The sequence below is a fragment of the Fundidesulfovibrio terrae genome (genome assembly GCF_022808915.1).
GTDB lineage: Bacteria > Desulfobacterota > Desulfovibrionia > Desulfovibrionales > Desulfovibrionaceae > Fundidesulfovibrio > Fundidesulfovibrio terrae.
The window spans coordinates 251259-269542 of record NZ_JAKZFS010000002.1 but is presented as its reverse complement, the minus strand read 5'-3'; the positions used below and the strand labels follow the sequence as shown (position 1 = coordinate 269542).

Genomic DNA, 18284 nt, shown 5'->3' with positions numbered 1-18284 from the left:
GGCCCCACGGGTCACGACGAAAAGCGTCCCGGCGGACATGTCCGCCGGGACGCCTTGTCATTCGGACAGACCGGCCGGTTCACACGGGCGCGGAGCCGTTAGCGGGGGCCCCACGGTCTAGCAATCAAGCTGGGCACCGTCAGTCCTTGCCCAAAAGCTCCCTGCCCTCGCCGGGATAGGCTTTCATGTCCTCTCGCCTGACCGGCTCGGGAGCGGGCCACTTGCCGGGCTGGGGTTCGGAGCCCTCCAGGCGCGCGGTCCCGGGGAGCTTGTCCACCAGACGGGGCTTTTCGCGCAGGTCGATACCGGGCTGGGGCCAGCTGAACTCTATGGCGATGTTGTTGGGGTCGAAGCTGTAGAGCGACAGGATGAAGCCGTGGTCGATGATCTCCGAGGCCCAGAACCCGGCCGCCTCGAGCTTGGCCTTGAGCTCCCACAACTCGGCGCGCTCGGACACGCCGAAGGAGATATGGTCGAACACGCAAGGCCCCTTCACCGGAACGCCGTGGTCCTTGGGCGCAACGGGCTCGACCTCCGGCCACTCGAAGAAGGCGATCATATCCGTTTCGGATATCTCCAGGAAGTAATGCCGGTATCCCGGATGCCCCAGCCCGGCCACCAGGCGCATGCCCAGCAGATCACGCCAGAAGCGGATCGTGGCGTCCATGTCGCCGGTGGCCATGGCCAGGTGGTTGATGCCGGTATAGCGGGGCATGGGTCCCTCCTCGAATCCGGGCTAGAACCCGGGCAACCCCACGGCCTTGGGGTACAAAACGCCGCTGAAGGCTATCTCGGCCGCGCCGCGCAGGTACACCTGCCCTCCTTCAAGTCCCACGCCGAGCACCTCCCCGCCGGTGGTGGTCACGTCCACGTCCTGACCGGCCAGCCCCAGGGCGTGGGCGATCACCGCCGAGGCGCAGGCCCCGGTGCCGCAGGCGTAGGTCTCGTCCTCCACGCCGCGCTCGTAGGTGCGCAGCACGAGGTGTCCCGAGTCCTTCACGGTGACGAAGTTGGCGTTGGTGCCCTTGGGGGCGAAAGCCTCGTGGAACCGGATGGCCCGGCCCAGGCGCTTCACGTCCACCAGGGACACATCGTCGAAGAAAACCACCGCGTGCGGCACGCCGGTGTTCACGAAGTGTACGGTGAGTTTCTGGCCGTCCACGTCGAGTTCCATGCCGGTCTTGAGATCCACGGCAGGGGTGAGGCGCACGCGCACCTGCCCGTCGTCCAGGACCTGGGCCTCCACGCCGCCGGCGTCCGTGCCGAGCACGTGCTTTTTGGACGCGAACCCCAGCAGGCTGCCGAGCTTGGAGGCGCAGCGGGCCCCGTTGCCGCACATCTCGGCCCGGGAGCCGTCGGCATTGTAGAAATGCCACACGTAGTCCGCCGAAACGCCGGCCGGGGAGGCCTCCAGGAAGATGAGTCCGTCCGCGCCCACGCCGAAGCACTTGCGGCAGACCTTGCGGGCCCATTCGGCCATGTCCGCCACGGGCACCTTGTATTCACGGTTGTCTATGATCACGAAGTCGTTGCCGCAGCCCTGCATCTTGTGAAAGGCCACGCCCCCGCCGAGATTGAAATCACAAGCCATTGGAAATGCTCCTGTTCTCTTCGTCGATGGATCCAATCTACCAGAGAGCCCGCCCGCAGGGAAGATGCCGTCCTGGCACGAGCCTCGCAGTATACGCGACGTTACGTCCCGATGGGAAAAATTTTCCGGTGCTATCCGCCCGGCCAGGAGAAGGCTCATGGACGCAGTCTCGTCATCAACCGATTCCAGCGCATCCTCATATTTCCAGGAAATGGTCCAGCGAAGGCAGATGCAGCAAGCCCAGCGCATCGCCCAGGGCGTCCAGTCCGGGCAGCTTTCCGAGAGCGAGGCCAACCGCCTGGCCAAGCAGCAGTCGCGCATCGACCAGATGGACCAGAAGGCCATGGCCGACGGCTCCATGGACAGCCAGGAATTCGCCAAGATCATGCACGCCCAGAACAAATCCGGGCATCATATCTACGGGCTCAAGCACAACGCCGCCACCGCGAGCGACCCCACCGGCACCGGCGGAGTCGGCGCGGCGGCTTCCAACGCCCTGCTCTCGCCCTCGGCCTCGTCCAACGCCTCGACCCTCGGCAGCACCGTGGCGGCGGACATGAACAAGCTCTTCCAGGACATCATCCAGTTCCGCCAGGACCGCCAGGCCCTGCGCATCCAGGAAGGCGTGGACTCGGGCCAGCTCACCACCGACGAGCAACAGAAGCTCACCACTCTGGAGGCCACCTCCGCCGACCAGGTCAACAAGGCCAAGGCTGACGGAAACATCTCGCCCCTGGAGTTCGCCAACATCGTGCACGCCCAGAACGTGGCCAGCCGGTACATCCACCATTACCGCCACAACAACCAGTTCGTGGACCAGAGCCAGGCCGCGTCGGCCTTGTCAGGGACGACATCTCAGGCCGCCAGCACCGCCACAACGCCACAGAACTACAAGCCGCTCAGCGTCTCCGTCTGACCGGAACCGACCAGCCTACCCAAGGCCGAAGGCGCAAGCCTTCGGCTTTTTTATTTTTCCGGCACATTTCGAAAATAAATAGGCTAAATGATTTCTTGACAACCTTCCCATAGCCCCTCGCTGGCACGATACTGGCTTGAAGTAGCCCCATTACGGGCTCCGGAAAGGCTTTCCGCCCCGAATACGACCACAAAGGACGGGATATGGCCGCCGTAAACGCCTCCGACTCCGCCACATCGACCTATCTCAAGGCTGTCCTGGATCGTCGCGCCAAAGATATAGAAGAGCGGATTTCACAGGGAACGGACGCAGGCAAGCTCTCCAAAAAGGACCAGAACACCCTGGACGCGCTGGAGAAGCAAAACGAAAAGGCCCTGGCCAAGGCCACGTCCGACGGCATGCTGGACCGGGCCGAATACCAGCGCCTGGCCAAGGCCTTGGAATCCGAGAGCAAGTCGCTGGACCGCATGCTCAAGGTCAAGACGCCGGCCTCGAACACGGGGGCGACGGGCAGCAACCGGGCCATGCAGGACCAGGACGGGACGCTCAAGCTCATCCAGGACATGCAGAAGCGCATGCACCAGACCATCCAGAAAGCCCTTTCGTCCGGGACCATCAGCAAGGCCCAGGGCAAGTCCATGGACACGCTGGAGAACTCGGAACAGGACGTCATCGACAAGGCCCTGGCCGACGGAGTGGTCAGCAAGGGCGAGTACGCCCAGATCGCCAAGGTCCAGGGGAATCTGAGCACCAAGCTCAAGCAGTACCAGCGCGAGTACAGCAAGGCGAGCCGTTCAGGCAGGTACAGCGGGAAGGCGTAAAAAAGGCCGGGAATCGCCCCGGCCTTATGAAAATCGACACGCGACCACCCGCGCCCCCTATTCCTCCCGCTTGTCCAGCACGCGGCTGGCCTTGCCTTCCTCGGCGGCCAGCAGGCCCGGCTCGGTCATGCGCACCTCGAACCCCACGCCCAGATCCGAAGTCAGCCGTCTGCGCACGCCCTCCAGGAACTTCTGCTGGTCGGCCATGCGGTCGAATACGAACTTCTCCTCGATCTCAAGCTCGACCGTCGCCTTGTCCAGGCCGCGCTCGCGCTCAAGCACCACCCGCCACTGGGGCGTGGTGCCCTCGATGTCCAGGAGCACCGCCTCGATCTGGCTGGGGAACACGTTCACCCCGCGCACGATGAGCATGTCGTCCACCCGCCCGCGCACGCGCTCCATGCGCTTGAGCGTCCGACCGCAGGGGCAGGGACCGGGCAGGAAGCGCGTCAGGTCCCCGGTGCGGAAGCGGACCAGGGGGAAGGCCTCCTTGGTCAGGGTGGTGAGCACGAGCTCCCCAACCTCGCCGTCGGGCACGGGCTCGCCCGTGGCCGGGTCCACGATTTCGGCCAGGAAGTGGTCCTCGTTTATGTGCAGGCCGTTCTTCTGCTGGCACTCACCGGCCACGCCCGGCCCCATCACCTCGCTGATGCCGTAGTTGTCCGTGGCCGAGAGCTTGAGCCGGTCCTCGATGCGCGCCCGGGCGGCCTCGGACCAGCACTCGGCCCCGAAAAGGCCGTGGCGAAGGTTCAGGGCGTTCACGTTCACGCCCATGTCCTCCATGGTCTGGGCCAGGTACAGGGCGTAGCTGGGCGTGCAGACCAGCACCGAGGTCTTGAAGTCCTGCATGATGGCCACCTGGCGGCGGGTGTTGCCGCTGGAGGCCGGAACCAGGGCCGCGCCCAGGGCCTCGGCCCCCTGGAGGAATCCGAATCCGCCCGTGAACAGGCCGAAGTTGAAGGCGATCTGCACCACGTCCTCGCGGGTGACGCCGCCCGCCGTGAGCACGCGCGCGGTGAGCGCCCCCCACTTCTTGAGGTCCCCCGCCGTGTAGCCCACCACCGTGGACTTGCCCGTGGTGCCCGACGAGGAATGCAGGCGCACCACTTCGCGCAGCGGCACGGCGAAGAAGCCGTAGGGATAGGCGTCGCGCAGCACGGCCTTGGTGGTGAAGGGCAGGCGCGACAGGTCGGAGACCGAGCGGATGTCGTCGGGCTCGATGCCCTGGGCGGCGAAGGTCTTGTGGTAGTAGGGGACGTTCCTGGCCACGCGGGTCAGGGTGGACTGGAGGCGCTCAAGCTGCAGCTGGGCCAGCTGGGCGGGGTCCATGGACTCGTATTTCGGTTCCCACATCATGGGGTCGCCTCCTGCGCGAGAGCTGGTCCGACCGAGCGCCGGAAATTATGACGGGGAGGAGCCTCCGGCGGCCAAAGGGCCGAGGCCCTTTGGAATCCCTTTCCGGGGGAGGTCCCGGCCCGGCGGCGCGTCGTTTCGGGCGCTGCCGGGCCAGAATCCCGGAAAAACGCCGATGCTAGTTGTTCCCGCCGGCGGGCATGAACTGCCGCATAATGGGGTTGTATGCGTAGCTGACATCCACCACCTTGCGGGCGTCGTCGAAGCCCAACTGGATGGCTACGTCGCCGGCCATGTAGGTGAACTGCTTGATGTTCACCTTGGGCTGGCTGGCCGGGCCGTAGTGGGCGTCGAAATAGGCCTTGAGGGTGTTGTAGGCGCTGGGTCCCTGGGCGGTGAACATGGCCAGGCAGAACTTGCCTTTGTAGAAACCGTACATCTGGTCCTTCACGGGCACGCCCTGGAAGGTCGGCTCTTCCTGGTACTTTGCGTAGAAAACCATGTCGCCGCTCTTGCGCACTTCCTTGAGCAGCTTGAACTCGCTGAAATCCTTGCCGAAGGCCATGCCCTTGTAGTCGAGAATGATCTTGCCCTGGGCAAACGCCGTGGCGGCTACGGCCAGCAGCAGTGCGACTGCGATAAACGCGCGCTTCATGTGAATAACTCCTCTTGGGTTTTGTCACGGCCCAGATAGGCCCTCTGCACGTCCCGGTTGGCCAGAAGCTCCGAGGACTGGCCCTGCAGGATGACCCGTCCCGTCTCCAGCACGTAGCCTCTGTCGGCCACGGCCAGGGCGCTTTTGGCGTTCTGCTCCACCAGCAGCACGGTCAGGCCACGCTGGTCGCGCAGCTCGGTGACGCGACTGAATATGTCGCGGCACACCGTGGGAGCCAGGCCCATGCCCGGCTCGTCCAGCAGGAGCATCTTCGGCCCGGCCATGAGCGCCCGTCCGATGGCCAGCATCTGCTGCTCGCCGCCGGACAGCGTGCCCGCCGCCTGGTCCGCCCGCTGCCTGAGCACCGGAAACATTGCGTAGACCGACTCAAGGTCCCTGTCCAGTTCGGCGCGAGGCGTCCTGCCCCTGCGCGTGTAGGACCCCAGAAGCAGGTTGTCGGTTACGCTCAGGGGCTTGAAAACCAGGCGGCGCTCCGGAACGTGGGAGAGCCCCAGGCGCACGATCTTCTCGGGAGCCATCTTCGTGATGTCCTGCCCGTCGAAGAGGACAGAGCCGTTTCCGGGGCGGATGAGCCCGGATATGGCCGAGAGGAGCGTGGTCTTGCCCGCGCCGTTGGCCCCGATCAGGGCCACGATCTCGCCCGCGTCCACATGCAGGGAGGCGCGGCGCACGGCGTTTATCTTGCCGTAGGAAATGTCGACGTTGGTGAGGGTGAGCATTAGTCCTCGCCCAGATAGGCCGCCACGACCTCGGGGTTTTCCTGAATCTCAAGGGGCGTGCCCTCGGCCAGCACCCGCCCGAAATGGAGCACCGTGATGCGGTCGGAGATGTCCATGACCAGCTCCATGTCGTGCTCCACCAGGGCCACACCCACGCCAAGATCGCTGCGGATGCGCCGGATGATGGCCCCGAGCTTGGCGGTCTCCTTGTTGTTCATGCCCGCAGCGGGCTCGTCCAGCAGAAGAAGCACCGGGGCCGAGGCCAGGGCCCGGGCCATCTCAAGCAGGCGCTGCTCGCCGTAGGGCAGGTCCGCCGCGTTGGCCTGGGCCTTGTCCGCCAGGCCCACGAAATCGAGCTTTTCCATGCACGCATCGCGCAGGCGCTTCTCCTCGCGGGAGAATTTCGGCGTGCGTAGCAGGCTGTCCAGGAGCGAATACCCGGCCTTGAGGTGCGCGCCGGTGAGCACGTTCTCGAGCACGGTCATGTTGGAGAATATCTCCAGGTTCTGGAAGGTCCGCACCACTCCAGCCCCGGCGCGCTCGTGCACGGGCCTTCCCGCGAGCTCCTCGCCGCGCAGGCGCACCGAGCCGGACTGCGGGGCCACCGCGCCGCTCACCACGCCCAGAAGCGTGGTCTTGCCCGCGCCGTTGGGACCGATGAGGGAGGCCACCTCCCCCTCGCGCACCGTGAGCGCCGCTCCATCCAGGGCCTGCACGCCGCCGAAGCGAACTGACACCCCGCGTACGTCCAGCAGATCAGCCACGGCGCACCGCCTTCATGCGGCGCACGAGAGCCCGCGCGCCGCCCGCCAGCCCGTCCGGCATGAACATCATGCAGGCCACCAGCAGGCCGCCGTAGATGAGGATGTCCACTTCCTCGAACATGCGCAAAAACTCCGGCAGCGAGGTGAGGAAGAAGGCCCCGGCAACCGCGCCCCAGATGCTGGCCATGCCGCCCAGCACCACCATGGTGATGAGCTGCACCGAGAAGTTGAACCCGAAGGAGGACGGGGCCACGAAGGTCAGGTGGTGGGCGTAGAGCACGCCGGCCACGCCGGCGTACACCGCCGAGAGCACGAACACGAAGCGCTTGTGCCCGGCCAGGTCGATGCCCATGGCCTGGGCCGCGGATTCGCTCACGTGGATGGCCCTCAGCGCCCGGCCCGTGCGCGATCCGATCACTCGCCGGGACACCAGGGTGGCCAGCCAGAGCACCCCCGCCACCAGGAAGTAATAGGACTTGTCCGAGGCGAAGGTGAAGCCCGCGAGCGCAAGCCTCGGGATGCCCACGAATCCGGAGGGGCCGCCGGTCACGTCCACGGCCTCGTTGAACACGATGGACACGATGATGCCGAAGCCCAGGGTGGCCATGGCCAGGTAATGGCCGTGGAGCTTGAGCGTCGGCACGGCGATGAGCCAGCCCACCAGGGCGGACATGCCGATGCCCGCCGCCATCCCCACGGGGATGGGCAGGCCGAGCGTGGTCGTGGCCACGGCCGTGGTGTAGGCGGCCAGCCCGAAGAAGGCCGCGTGCCCGAGCGACACTTGCCCGGCATAGCCCATGAGGAGATTGAGCCCCATGACGATGAGGGCGTTGATGCAACAGAGGATGAGGACGTTGACGTAATAGTCGTTGGCCAGGGCCAGGGGGGCGGCGGCCAGGGCGGCCGCGAAAACGAGCAGGCCCGCGTTGTTGCGAAGCGCGCCCACGCTACACCCGGTCCGATTTGGGGCCGCCGAAAAGCCCGGTGGGTTTGACGAAGAGAAGCGCCAGTAGCACGATGAAGGCGAAGGCGTCCTTGTAGGCCGAAGAGATGAATCCCGCGCCCAGCGATTCCAGCACCCCGAGGATGAGCCCGCCCGCGGCCGCGCCGAAGGGGTTGCCCAGCCCGCCCAGGATGCAGGCCGCGAAGCCCTTGAGCCCGAGCATCACGCCCACGTCGTAGGAGGTCAGGGTGATGGGGGTGAGGATGGCCCCGCCCACGGCACCGAGAAAGCCCGAGAGCGCAAACGAGAACATGGCCATGCGTTCCACGGAGATGCCCATGAGGGAGGCGGCCTTGCGCTCGCAGGCGCAGGCCAGCATGGCTTTGCCGTGGATGGTTCGGCTGAAGAAGAGCTTGAGCGCGGCCAGAAGCGCCAAGGTGATGGCCAGCACCCAGATGCTCTGGGGCTGCACGGCCGCGCCGAGAATGCTCAGGGGTTTGGTGCCGGAAAAGGCCGGGAGGGAGAAGGTGTCCTTGCCGAACGCGAGCATCACCGCCCCGCGCACCAGGATGGACACGCCGATGGTGATGATGACCAGGTTCACCGGGGCCGAGCGGCCCACGGGCCGGATCACGGCGCGCTCGATGAGCGCGCCGGCCAGGGCGGCCACGGCCACGGCCAGGGCGATGGCCAGGGGCAGCGGAGCTCCGGCCTTCATGAGCACCACGGAGAGCATGCCGCCAAGCATCACGAACTCGCCCTGGGCGAAGTTGATGATGCCGGTGGTGTTGAAGATCATGGTGAAGCCCAGGGCCGTGAGCCCGTAGGTGGCCCCCACCGTGAGACCGGATACCAGATATTGCGGCGCGCCTGAGAGCATATGCGAATCGGGCCGGGGAAACCCGGCCCGGACCCTATTTCACTATCTTCCAGTCCCCGCCCTGGATGACCACCATCTCGAAGGCGTCCTCGCCCAGGCCGTTGTGATCCGTGGCGCTGAAGGTGAACACCCCGCCGATGCCGGGGAACGCGGCAATCTTTTCCAAGGCGTCGCGCACTGCCGCGGGCTTGTCCGTACCGGCGGCCTCGATGGCCTTGGCCACCAGCTTGAGGCCGTCCCAGCCGTGGCCGCCGAAGGTGGACACGTCAGACTTGAACTTGTCCTGGTACTGCCTGGTGTACTCCACCAACTGCGCCTTCTGGGGATGGGAATCGGGCAGCTGCGCGGCCACGATGAGGTCTCCGGCCGGGAGCATGAGCCCTTCGGCGGACTCCTTGGCCAGCTCGATGAACTTTTTCGAAGCCACGCCGTGGCTCATGTACAGGGGCGTGGTGATGCCCAGCTGCGCACGGTTGCGGGCCACCACGGCGGGGCCGGGGTTGGTGCCCCAGCAGATGATGGCGTCGGGGGCGGCGTCCTTCAGCTTGGTGAGCTGGGCGGTCATGTCGGTGTCCTTGGGGCCGTAGACCTCGTCGGCCACCAGGGTGAAACCGCGCGCCGGGATGAGCTCCTTGAGCACCTCGCGACCGGCCTGGCCGAAGCCGTCGGACACGGTGACGATGGCGATCTTCTTGTATCCCTGGGCCTTGGCGTGCTGCAGGATGCGCCCCACGGCGTGGCGGTCCGACGGGGCCACCTTGAACACCCACGGATTGACCGGGTTCACGATCTTCTCCGCCGCAGACATGGACACCAGCGGCACCTGGGCCGCCGGGAACTTGTTCATGATGGCCAGGGTGGAGCCGGACGTGGTGGCCCCGATCACGGCCATGACGCCGTCCTTCTTCAGGAGTTTCTCGGTGGCCAGCACGGCCTTGTTCACATCGGATTCGTCGTCATAGACGATGAGCTCCACGGGCCGTCCCAGCACCCCGCCCTTGGCGTTGAGCTCGTCCTTGACCATCTCCAGGGTGTTCTTTTCCGGTTCGCCCAGAAACGAGGCAGGCCCCGTCACCGACACCACCGCCCCGATCTTGATGGGCTCGGCCGCGAAAGCCGGAGCCGCCCACAGCGAAAGAACCGCGAGAACACCCAGAATCCGATGCAGCATGCGTGATCCCCTTTTACTTGAGCAGGACGAACTTCCCGCCCTCGATCTTCACCATGGCGAAGCTGGTCTCGTCCAGGCCGTTGTGGTCCTTGTCCGAGAACGTGAACACTCCGGTGGCGCTCTGGTAATCTTTGACCTTCTCCAGGCCGTCGCGCAAGCCCCCAGATGCGGTGGAGCCCGAGATTTTCGCCGCTTCAGCCAAAAGCATGAGCCCGTCCCAGGCATATCCGCCGAAAGCCGAGGGCGCTGAGCCGAATTTCTTGGTGTAGGAATCAATATAGCCCGCGAGCAGGGCCTTGAAGGGGCCGCCAGGCATCTGGTCGGCCACGATGAGCCAGCTGGCCGGGAGCACCAGGCCCTCGGCCGCCTCGCCCGCAAGTTCGATGAACTTGCCCGAGGCAACTCCGTGGCTCATGTACAGGGGCGTCTTCATGCCCAGTTGGGCGCGGTTGCGGGCCACCACGGCCGGGCCGGGGTTGGTGCCCCAGCAGATCACCGCATGGGGTGCGCTGGCCGCGATCTTGGTGAGCTGGGCGGTCATGTCGGTGTCCTTGGGGCCGTAGACCTCGTCGGCCACGAGCTCCATGCCGGAGGCGGGGACGAGCTCCTTGAGCACCTCGCGCCCGGCCTGGCCGAAGCCGTCGGACACTGTGACGATGGCGATCTTCCTGTACCCCTGGGCCTTGGCGTGGTTCAGGATCTTGCCCACGGCCAGGCGGTCGGACTGCGGGGTCTTGAACACCCACGGGTTGACCGGGTTCACGATCTTCTCCGCCGCCGACATGGACACCAGCGGCACCTTGGCCTCGGCCGCCTTGCCCATGATGGCCAGCGTATTGCCGGACGTGGTCGGCCCCACGATGGCCGCCACCTGGTCCTTCTTCAGGAGCTTCTCGGTGGCCAGCACCGCCTTGTTCACGTCGGATTCGTCGTCGTAGACCACCAGCTCCACCTTCTTGCCTCCGAGGCCGCCCGAAGCGTTGAGTTGGTCCTGGAGCATGAGGAGCGTGTTCTTCTCGGGTTCGCCCAAAAACGAAGCTGGGCCGGTCACGGAGACAACCGCCCCAATCTTGACCGTTTCGGACGCGATTGAGGGCAGCGCGGAAGACACCACGAGCGCCAAGGCCGCAAGGATACGCCAAGCCATATGACCAGCTCCTTCAAAGCGTTGCGGGTGGAATCGGAGGGAAAAACGACCAAAACGTCGTTTTTGTGTTCAGAGGGGATACTGTTTGGGTCCGTAATGGTCAAGCGCCCCGAGCCCCCTGCCGGAGAAATTGAGGCAAACAATGTTCAATTCCGTACCATTGTATACTTCAACAGTATGATATTAACGCCAGTTGCGGATTTCCCTGGCGCGCCACCGCGATATCGGCTAGGAAGCCCGGCGTTCGCGCTCAAGCACACACGCTCAGTCACATACCCGCGCGCGAAAACCGTTTCCGCGCTCCGCGATCCGTGATATCCGTCAGCCAGAATCCCCCAAGGCATCCGTCATGAAACTGCCCAAGCCAAGCCCCGTCCATCTCAAGCACGCCCTCAAGACCGCCCTCGCGGCCGTCTGCACCTACGCCCTCACCGTTCTTTTCCACCTGCCCCAGGGTTACTGGGCGGTCATCAGCGTCATCATCGTCATGCAGAACAACCTGGGCAGCTCCTACCAGGTCGGCGTCAACCGCATCATCGGTACCGCCGTGGGGGCCGTCATGGGCGCGGCATGCATGTCGCTTCTGGGGCCCGGGGCCATGGCCCTGGGCGTGGGCGTGGGCCTGACCATCCTGATCTGCGCTTACTTCATCCACCTGCACGAATCCTTCCGCATGGCCGGGCTCACCGCCACCATCATCATCCTGCTCTCCAACCAGAACGAAACTTTCATGGAATACGCCGTGTTCCGCTTCCTGGAGATCAGCCTCGGCGTGACCGTGTCCCTGGCCTTCTCGGCCTTCATCTGGCCCTCGCGAGCAGGGCGCCAGTTCAAGCTGGGCGTGGTCAAGGCCCTACACGACGAGGCCGCCTACTACTCCATCCTGCTGGCCTGCCGCATCTCGCCCGACTGCGACATGCACGAGGAGGCAGCCACCAGGAAGCAGCTGGAGGCCACCCGCGAAGCCAACCACGCCCTCCTGGAGGAAGCCAAGAAGGAACCCGCCGGGCTCTCCAAGCAGGACCACATCAGCGTCTCGCTTTTCAACTTCACCGAGCGCATCGCCGAACACATGCTCTCCATGGAATCGGCCGTGCACCACGACGATCTCGAATCGCTGCACGGGATGGTGGCCAAGGAAATGGACATGCTGGCCCAGACCACCATCACCGCCATGACCCGTCTGGCCCTGGCCGTCTCCCAGGACCGCGACCCCGGCCCCATGGACGACCTCAAACGCGCAGTGGCCGCCGCCGAGGATGGGCTGTCGCGCATCCGCAAGCAACACGTCCTGCCCACCTACGACCTGGAGCCGGTCATGAGATTTTTCAGCTATTACTACAATATGCGCGAGGTCGCCGTGGAGCTGACCGGCATGGCCGAACGCGCGACCCTGCTCGCGGGAGAGTGAAGAGCGGGAAGAGAAGAGTAAGAGCAGGGCGCTGCCCTGCACCCGCCAAAGGGACTGCGTCCCTTTGGAATCCCCAATAGCTTCGCGGGCCTGACCGGCATGCCGGTCAGGCCCGCGAAGCTTATTGAGGGTCCAGGGGGATGATCCCCCTGGCGGGAGAGTCCAGAGAGGGCAGCGCCCTCTCTGGCCGCCGGAGGCATCATCCCTAATCTTCGTCGAGTATCGCCACCGCCCGCACCGGTGCGCCGTCGCCCGGGACGGCCAGCGGCAGGCCGCAGAAGAGGAACTCCCGGCCGCGCGGCAGTTCGGCGGTGTTGGCGAGATTCTCAAAGCTCACGATCCCGGCCCGGCACAGTTCGCGCTCAACGTCCACGTCCAGGGGAAATTTCACGGCCTGGGCCACGAACGGAGGCCTTGCGGCCAGCACCAGGGGCAGTTCGCGCGCATCCAGGGGGGCTCTCGCGTAGATGAGGCCGACGCCGGCGGGAAGCGGAAGGCCGGAGGGCCAGCCGCTGCCCACCCTTCGCCCACCAGGGTCCGACGCCCCGGCGCACGGGGTGCCGTCCGGACCCGGGGCCAAGCTTGCGCCCGAAACGTCTCGAACCACGGCCCGGGCCACGAAGCTCGCAAGCGGCACATCCTCCAGGCGCGCGCCCTCCCCGGCCATGTGCCAGGGCGCGTTGACGTGGGTGCCCGCGTGGCTGCCAAGCGATATCTCGTGCAGCCGCCAGCCATGCGACGCCAGGTCGTGCACCTGGCGCACCCGCACCGGCGGGTCGCCGGGGTAGACGGTCATGCCGTCCGCGAGCGGAAGCGTCAGGTCGATGATACGCATGCCGCACCCCTCAGCCGCTGAAGTTCCGTTGAAGACGCGAACCGCTCCGCCGTCCATCCCGCGCGGGCCGCGGGAGCCTCAGTGCGGCGCACTGGGCGCGGCCTCGGGCTCCGGGGCCGCGCTTCTCTTGAAGCGCCTGCCCAGCCAGGTCTGGAAGCGGTCCAGGTACATGTAATAGACCGGCGTGAAGTACAGCGTGAGCAGCTGCGACACCATGAGCCCGCCCACCACGGCCAGTCCCAGGGGCCTGCGGGCCTCCGCGCCCGCGCCGAAGCCCAGGGCGATGGGCAGCGTGCCCATGAGCGCGGCCATGGTGGTCATCATGATGGGCCTGAAACGCACCAGGCAGCCCTTGTAGATGGCCTCGGCCGGGGTCAGGCCCTCCTCGCGCTGGGCCTCGATGGCGAAGTCGATCATCATGATGGCGTTCTTCTTCACGATGCCGATGAGCATGATGATGCCCACGAACCCGTAGATGTCCAGGTCCAGCCGGAAGAGCGTGAGCGTGGCCAGAGCGCCCACGCCAGCCGCCGGAAGGCCCGAGAGGATGGTCAGCGGGTGGATGAAGGACTCGTACAGGATGCCCAGCACGATGTAGATGACCACGATCGACAGGATCACCAGCACCGACATGCCCGCCATGGAGGACTGGAACGCCTGGGCCGTGCCCTCGAACTTGGTGGAGAACGTCGCGGGCAGGACCTGGCGCGAGACGTCCGCCACGGCTGCGACCGCCTGGCTGAGCGAAGTGCCCGGGCGCAAGTTGAAGGAGAGCGTCACCGAGGGCAGCTGGCCGGAGTGGTTCACCGAGAGCGGCCCCACGTTGAGGGAGCGTTTCACCAGCACGTCCAGGGGCACGAGTTTGCCCGTGGTGGTGGAGCGCACGTACAGGCGCGACATGAGCGTGGGATCGCCCTGGTACTTGGGCAGAAGCTCCATGATCACCTGGTAGGAGTTGTTGGGGGCGTAGATGGTGGACACCTGGCGGGTGCCGTAGGACGTGTACAGGGCGTCCTCGATCTGCTGCACGCTTATGCCCAGGGCCGAGGTCTTGTCGCGGTCGATCTCCAGGAACACCTGGGGGTTCTTCAGTTGCAGGTCGGAGTTCACGTCCTGGAGGAGGGGCAGCTCCTTGAGCTTCTCCTCGAGTTCGATGGAGTACTTGAACAGGTCGTTCGTGTCCGGGGCCTGCAGGGTGTACTGGTAGAGGCCCTTGGTGAAGTTGCCGCCCAGGCGGATGGAAGGCGGGTTCTGCAAAAAGGCCATGATGCCCGGCACCTGGGCCAGCTTGGGCCGAAGCTTCTGGATGAGCTGGTCGGCGGAGAGCGGCCGGTCGCGGCGGGGCTTCAGCTTCATGAACATGCGCCCGGAGTTGAGCGTGGCCACGGGGCCGCCCGCGCCCACCACGGACATGAAGCCTTCGATGTTCTCGTCGCCGCTGACGATGTCCATGAGCTTCTTCTGCTTCTCCACCATGGCCGCGAAGCTGATGCCCTGCTCGGCCTCGGTGATCATGAGCACCTGGCCGATGTCCTCGCTGGGCAGGAAGCCCTTGGGGATGGAGGTGAACAGCCAGCCGGTCACCACCAGCAGCGACAGCGAGAAGAGCATGGTCAGGCGGCGGTGGGAGATGACCCACTTGAGGCTTGCGTCGTAGGCGGCCAGCACCGCGTCGAAGCCGCGCTCCACCAGCATGTAGAAGCGCCCGTGCCGCTCGCCGTGGTGGGGCTTCAGCCACAGGGAGCAGAGCATGGGGGTCAGCGACAGCGACACGAACCCAGAGAACAGGATGGCCACGCAGATGGTGACCGCGAATTCCTTGAAGAGCCTGCCCACCACGCCGCCCATGAAGAGCACCGGGAGGAACACCGCCGTGAGCGAAAGGGTCATGGAGAGGATGGTGAAGCTGACCTCCGAGGCCCCCTCGTAGGCGGCCTTGAGCGGCGGCTTGCCCATCTCCATGTGGCGCACGATGTTCTCGAGCATGACGATGGCGTCGTCCACCACGAAGCCCACCGAGAGCGTGAGCGCCATGAGCGAGATGTTGTTCAGGCTGAATTTGAACTGGTACATGAGCGCGAACGTGCCCATGAGCGACAGCGGCAGGGCCAGCGACGGGATCAGCGTGGCCGAGAAGTTGCGTAGGAACACGAAGATCACCGCGATGACCAAAAACACCGTGAGCACCAGGGTGAACTTCACGTCCTCCACGGATTCCCGGATGGAGACCGACCGGTCGATCATGATCTCCATGTTCACGGCCTCGGGCAGCTGGGCCTTGAAGCCGGGCAGAAGCTTCTTCACCGCATCCACCACGGCCACGGTGTTGGTGCCGGGCTGACGCATGATGGCCAGCACGAAGCCGGGCTCGTTGTTGTAGAAGTTGCGGCGGCGGTCGTTCTCCACGGAGTCCACGGCCCGCCCGATTTCATTGAGGCGCACGGGGGCGCCGTTGCGGTAGGCCACGATCACCGGGTTGAAATTCTCAGCGCGCATGAGCTGCCCGGATGCCTGCACCGTGTATTCGCGCTGCGGGCCGGGCATGGTGCCGGTGGGCAGGTTGGCGTTGGCCTGGCGAACCGCGCTTGCGATCTCGTCCACGCCGATGTCGCGCCCGGCCAGGGCGTCGGGGTCCAACTGCACGCGTACGGCGTACTTCTGCGACCCGTACACCACCACCTGGGACACGCCCGAGACCATGGAGATGCGCTGGGCCAGCAGGGTCTCGGCGTACTCGTTCAGGTCCGAGAGGCGCATGGTGGGCGAGGTGACGGCCAGGTAGAGGATGGGCTGGTCCGCCGGGTTCACCTTGCGGTAGGTGGGCGGGGTGGTCATCTCCGGGGGTACGTCCTTGACCGCCAGGGCGATGGCCGAGTTCACGTCCTGAGCGGCGGCGTCGATGTCGCGCGACAGGTCGAACTGCAGGGTGATCTTGGTCAGGCCCAGGGTGGAGCTGGAGCTCATGGAGTCCAGGCCCGCGATGGTGGAGAACTGCTTCTCCAGGGGCGTGGCCACGGAGGCGGCCATGGTCTCCGGGCTCGCGCCAGGGAAGGTGGCCGTGACCTGGATGGTGGGGAAGTCCACGTTGGGCAGGTCGGACACGGGCAGCGAGATGTAGCCCATGACGCCGAAAATGAGCAGCGCCGCCATGACCAGGGTGGTCATGACCGGGCGCTTGATGAACCCCGAGGAGAGGCTCATGAGGTCTTCCCCTGGGCGTCCTGCCCGCCCTTGATTTCAACCGGGGAGTTGGGGGCCAGGCGCACATGCCCGTCGGTGACCACGGTGTCTCCGGCTTCCAGGCCCTTGGCGACGATGGTGCGCCCGGACACCACCCCGCCGGTCTCCACCAGGCGGAATTCGGCCGTGTTCCGCGGGGTGACCACGTAGACGAAGTTGCCCTGCAGGCCGATCTGCACTGCGGCGTTGGGCACAGTGAGCACGTTTTCACGGGCGGCCAGATTGAGGGTCACGTTGGCGAACTGGCCCGGCCAGAGGGTCTTGCCGGAATTCTCGAAGAGGCCCTTGAGCTTGATGGTGCCGGTGGTTCGGTCCACGGAGTTGTCCACGGAGACCAGCTTGCCCGTCTCCTGGCTTCCGCCCCCGCCCACTGTGGCCAGCACCTCGAGCGGGGCTCCCTTGCCCATGCGCCCGGCGATCTCGGGCAGGTGCTGCTCCGGCACCGCAAAGCTCACGTAGATGGGCTGGAACTGGTTGAGCACCAGCAGGTTGCGGTCGTCGTTGGCCTTGATCACGTTGCCCACGTTCACCAGCACCGCCCCTACCCGTCCGGCGAAGGGGGCCCTGATGACCGAGTATTCCAACTGGAGCCGGGCCTGCTCGATGGCCGCCTCGGAGAGCTTAATGGAGGCGCGCAGGCTGCGGGCGTCCGTGAACGCCTGGTCGTACTGCTGCCGGCTGATGACGTCCTTTTGTTGCAGGCCCGTGTAGCGCACCAGATCGTCCTCGGCCTTTTTCAGGAGGGCCTGGTCTCGCTCGAGCTTGCCCTGGGCATCCTTGATGGCCGCCTGGAAGGGACGGGGGTCCAGCACGAAGAGCACCTCCCCGGCGGCCACCTCCTGGCCGTCGCGCACGCGCTGCTCCACGATGAGCCCGCCCACCTGGGTCTTTATGGCCGCGCTCTGGTAGGCTTCCACGTTTCCCACGGCCGCGAGGCGCACCGGGATGCTGCCGGACTCCACCTTGGCCACGGACACGGGCACGGGCCGCTTGGCCGGGCCCTTGGCCTCCTTGTCGCCGGAGCAGCCCGTCAGGAATGCCGAAAAAAACAGGGTCGCAAGGGCCGCGACGAAATTAACACGCTTCATTGCTGTGCTTTCCTTCCTGACGGTATCCGCGGATGGCGGCAAGGCTGAACCGCAGAATATGATTGGTGAGGAATTCGATTCCGGCGGCGTCCCAGGTCATGTCCGGGAACATGCACCCGATGGCCCCCTTGGCCCGGTAGTAGTGCTGGCATTGTCCCACCACGGACAGGGCGCAGTTGCGGATGTCCGTATCGCTGGCTCCCCCGCCCATCAGGGCGGCCACGATAGCCGAGAGGCGGTCGAAATTGGGCCTGACGGACGAGGCCACCATGCGGGCCACGCCCGGAGACGGGTCGGCCATCTCGCGGGCCATGAGGCGCGTGCTCCAGGCAGGGCCATCGTGGCCCAGAGTGCGGTTGAGGAATGAGCGGATGAACGCCCCGAGCGCCTGTTCGGCCTGGGCGCCGTCCTTGAGTCCGGCGTCGGGGGGATGGCGGCGCAGGCCTTCGCGGTGGCAGTGCTCGAGAAGGGCCTCGTAAAGCTCCTTCTTGCCGCCGAAATGGTAGTTCACCGAGGCCACGTTGGTGTGGGCCAGGGCGCAAATCTCCCGGATGGTGCCGCAGAGGAAGCCCTTTTCGGAAAAAACCTCCCCCGCAGCGTTCAGGAGCCGAAGTTTGGTTTCATCCTGTTCCAAGGCGTTCTCCGCGTATTCAAACAAACGTTTCAATCAACCGTTTACCGACATTGCCAGCCCGTGTCAAAAGGCGTATTGGCAAGGCCCCCGGGGAG

At 65.7% G+C, this 18284-nt stretch carries 17 protein-coding genes; 3 read left to right on the top strand and 14 right to left on the bottom strand.

What is annotated here, in order from left to right; genetic code table 11:
- Positions 1-139: 139 nt before the first annotated feature.
- Both ML540_RS08365 and dapF read right to left on the bottom strand, forming a co-directional pair.
- Positions 140-715 (bottom strand): VOC family protein, encoded by a 576-nt coding sequence (locus tag ML540_RS08365; protein ID WP_243359964.1) that lies wholly within the window; start codon positions 713-715, stop codon positions 140-142.
- Between the two features lie 21 nt (positions 716-736).
- Positions 737-1591, bottom strand: coding sequence for a diaminopimelate epimerase (gene dapF, locus ML540_RS08360; RefSeq protein ID WP_243359962.1), 855 nt, complete (start codon positions 1589-1591; stop codon positions 737-739).
- Positions 1592-1748: 157 nt separating this feature from the next.
- Here dapF and ML540_RS08355 point away from each other — a divergent pair, with 157 nt between their 5' ends.
- On the top strand, positions 1749-2507 hold the full coding sequence (locus ML540_RS08355) for a hypothetical protein (protein ID WP_243359961.1): 759 nt from the start codon (positions 1749-1751) through the stop codon (positions 2505-2507).
- A 203-nt stretch (positions 2508-2710) separates the two neighbouring features.
- Positions 2711-3328 carry a hypothetical protein gene (locus ML540_RS08350; protein ID WP_243359959.1) on the top strand — a complete coding sequence of 206 codons (618 nt, stop codon included), beginning with the start codon at positions 2711-2713 and terminating at the stop codon, positions 3326-3328.
- Between the two features lie 57 nt (positions 3329-3385).
- On the opposite strand, the gene ML540_RS08345 is transcribed toward ML540_RS08350, so the two are convergent.
- The 8 genes from ML540_RS08345 to ML540_RS08310 form a co-directional block, all read right to left on the bottom strand.
- Positions 3386-4684, bottom strand: coding sequence for a phenylacetate--CoA ligase family protein (locus tag ML540_RS08345; RefSeq protein ID WP_243359957.1), 1299 nt, complete (start codon positions 4682-4684; stop codon positions 3386-3388).
- Positions 4685-4859: 175 nt separating this feature from the next.
- On the bottom strand, positions 4860-5336 hold the full coding sequence (locus ML540_RS08340) for a hypothetical protein (protein ID WP_243359956.1): 477 nt from the start codon (positions 5334-5336) through the stop codon (positions 4860-4862).
- Positions 5333-6076, bottom strand: coding sequence for an ABC transporter ATP-binding protein (locus ML540_RS08335; RefSeq protein WP_243359955.1), 744 nt, complete (start codon positions 6074-6076; stop codon positions 5333-5335). The genes ML540_RS08340 and ML540_RS08335 overlap by 4 nt, the downstream gene beginning before the upstream one ends.
- Complete coding sequence (locus ML540_RS08330; RefSeq protein WP_243359954.1) at positions 6076-6840, bottom strand: ABC transporter ATP-binding protein; 765 nt, start codon at positions 6838-6840, stop codon at positions 6076-6078. The genes ML540_RS08335 and ML540_RS08330 overlap by 1 nt, the downstream gene beginning before the upstream one ends.
- Positions 6833-7786 carry a branched-chain amino acid ABC transporter permease gene (locus ML540_RS08325; RefSeq protein ID WP_243359953.1) on the bottom strand — a complete coding sequence of 318 codons (954 nt, stop codon included), beginning with the start codon at positions 7784-7786 and terminating at the stop codon, positions 6833-6835. Before ML540_RS08325 ends, ML540_RS08330 begins: the two co-directional genes overlap by 8 nt.
- A gap of 1 nt (position 7787) precedes the next feature.
- Positions 7788-8663, bottom strand: a complete 876-nt coding sequence (locus tag ML540_RS08320; protein ID WP_243359952.1) for a branched-chain amino acid ABC transporter permease — start codon at positions 8661-8663, stop codon at positions 7788-7790.
- A 34-nt stretch (positions 8664-8697) separates the two neighbouring features.
- Positions 8698-9834, bottom strand: coding sequence for an ABC transporter substrate-binding protein (locus tag ML540_RS08315; RefSeq protein ID WP_243359951.1), 1137 nt, complete (start codon positions 9832-9834; stop codon positions 8698-8700).
- A 13-nt stretch (positions 9835-9847) separates the two neighbouring features.
- On the bottom strand, positions 9848-10981 hold the full coding sequence (locus ML540_RS08310; RefSeq protein ID WP_243359950.1) for an ABC transporter substrate-binding protein: 1134 nt from the start codon (positions 10979-10981) through the stop codon (positions 9848-9850).
- A gap of 349 nt (positions 10982-11330) precedes the next feature.
- Between ML540_RS08310 and ML540_RS08305 the strand changes: the two genes are divergently transcribed.
- A complete protein-coding gene (locus tag ML540_RS08305; protein WP_243359949.1) occupies positions 11331-12392 on the top strand; it encodes an FUSC family protein in 1062 nt (353 codons plus the stop codon).
- 205 nt (positions 12393-12597) lie between these two features.
- Here the strand turns inward: ML540_RS08305 and ML540_RS08300 are convergent, their stop codons facing one another.
- From ML540_RS08300 to ML540_RS08285, 4 genes are all read right to left on the bottom strand, one after another.
- Positions 12598-13227 (bottom strand): cyclase family protein, encoded by a 630-nt coding sequence (locus ML540_RS08300; protein ID WP_243359948.1) that lies wholly within the window; start codon positions 13225-13227, stop codon positions 12598-12600.
- Between the two features lie 78 nt (positions 13228-13305).
- Positions 13306-16428, bottom strand: a complete 3123-nt coding sequence (locus ML540_RS08295; RefSeq protein ID WP_243359947.1) for an efflux RND transporter permease subunit — start codon at positions 16426-16428, stop codon at positions 13306-13308.
- Complete coding sequence (locus ML540_RS08290) at positions 16425-17555, bottom strand: efflux RND transporter periplasmic adaptor subunit (protein ID WP_243359946.1); 1131 nt, start codon at positions 17553-17555, stop codon at positions 16425-16427. Before ML540_RS08290 ends, ML540_RS08295 begins: the two co-directional genes overlap by 4 nt.
- Positions 17542-18189, bottom strand: coding sequence for a CerR family C-terminal domain-containing protein (locus ML540_RS08285; protein WP_243359945.1), 648 nt, complete (start codon positions 18187-18189; stop codon positions 17542-17544). Before ML540_RS08285 ends, ML540_RS08290 begins: the two co-directional genes overlap by 14 nt.
- Positions 18190-18284: the final 95 nt, after the last annotated feature.

Bases quoted from the DNA above. Each gene is read 5' to 3' on its own strand.
- ML540_RS08335 (WP_243359955.1), bottom strand. From the start codon at position 6,076: ATGCTCACCCTCACCAACGTCGACATTTCCTACGGCAAGATAAACGCC.
- dapF (WP_243359962.1), bottom strand. From the start codon at position 1,591: ATGGCTTGTGATTTCAATCTCGGCGGGGGCGTGGCCTTTCACAAGATG.
- ML540_RS08320 (WP_243359952.1), bottom strand. From the start codon at position 8,663: ATGCTCTCAGGCGCGCCGCAATATCTGGTATCCGGTCTCACGGTGGGG.
- ML540_RS08315 (WP_243359951.1), bottom strand. From the start codon at position 9,834: ATGCTGCATCGGATTCTGGGTGTTCTCGCGGTTCTTTCGCTGTGGGCG.
- ML540_RS08340 (WP_243359956.1), bottom strand. From the start codon at position 5,336: ATGAAGCGCGCGTTTATCGCAGTCGCACTGCTGCTGGCCGTAGCCGCC.
- ML540_RS08300 (WP_243359948.1), bottom strand. From the start codon at position 13,227: ATGCGTATCATCGACCTGACGCTTCCGCTCGCGGACGGCATGACCGTC.
- ML540_RS08345 (WP_243359957.1), bottom strand. From the start codon at position 4,684: ATGATGTGGGAACCGAAATACGAGTCCATGGACCCCGCCCAGCTGGCC.
- ML540_RS08365 (WP_243359964.1), bottom strand. From the start codon at position 715: ATGCCCCGCTATACCGGCATCAACCACCTGGCCATGGCCACCGGCGAC.
- ML540_RS08305 (WP_243359949.1), top strand. From the start codon at position 11,331: ATGAAACTGCCCAAGCCAAGCCCCGTCCATCTCAAGCACGCCCTCAAG.
- ML540_RS08355 (WP_243359961.1), top strand. From the start codon at position 1,749: ATGGACGCAGTCTCGTCATCAACCGATTCCAGCGCATCCTCATATTTC.
- ML540_RS08350 (WP_243359959.1), top strand. From the start codon at position 2,711: ATGGCCGCCGTAAACGCCTCCGACTCCGCCACATCGACCTATCTCAAG.
- ML540_RS08310 (WP_243359950.1), bottom strand. From the start codon at position 10,981: ATGGCTTGGCGTATCCTTGCGGCCTTGGCGCTCGTGGTGTCTTCCGCG.
- ML540_RS08295 (WP_243359947.1), bottom strand. From the start codon at position 16,428: ATGAGCCTCTCCTCGGGGTTCATCAAGCGCCCGGTCATGACCACCCTG.
- ML540_RS08290 (WP_243359946.1), bottom strand. From the start codon at position 17,555: ATGAAGCGTGTTAATTTCGTCGCGGCCCTTGCGACCCTGTTTTTTTCG.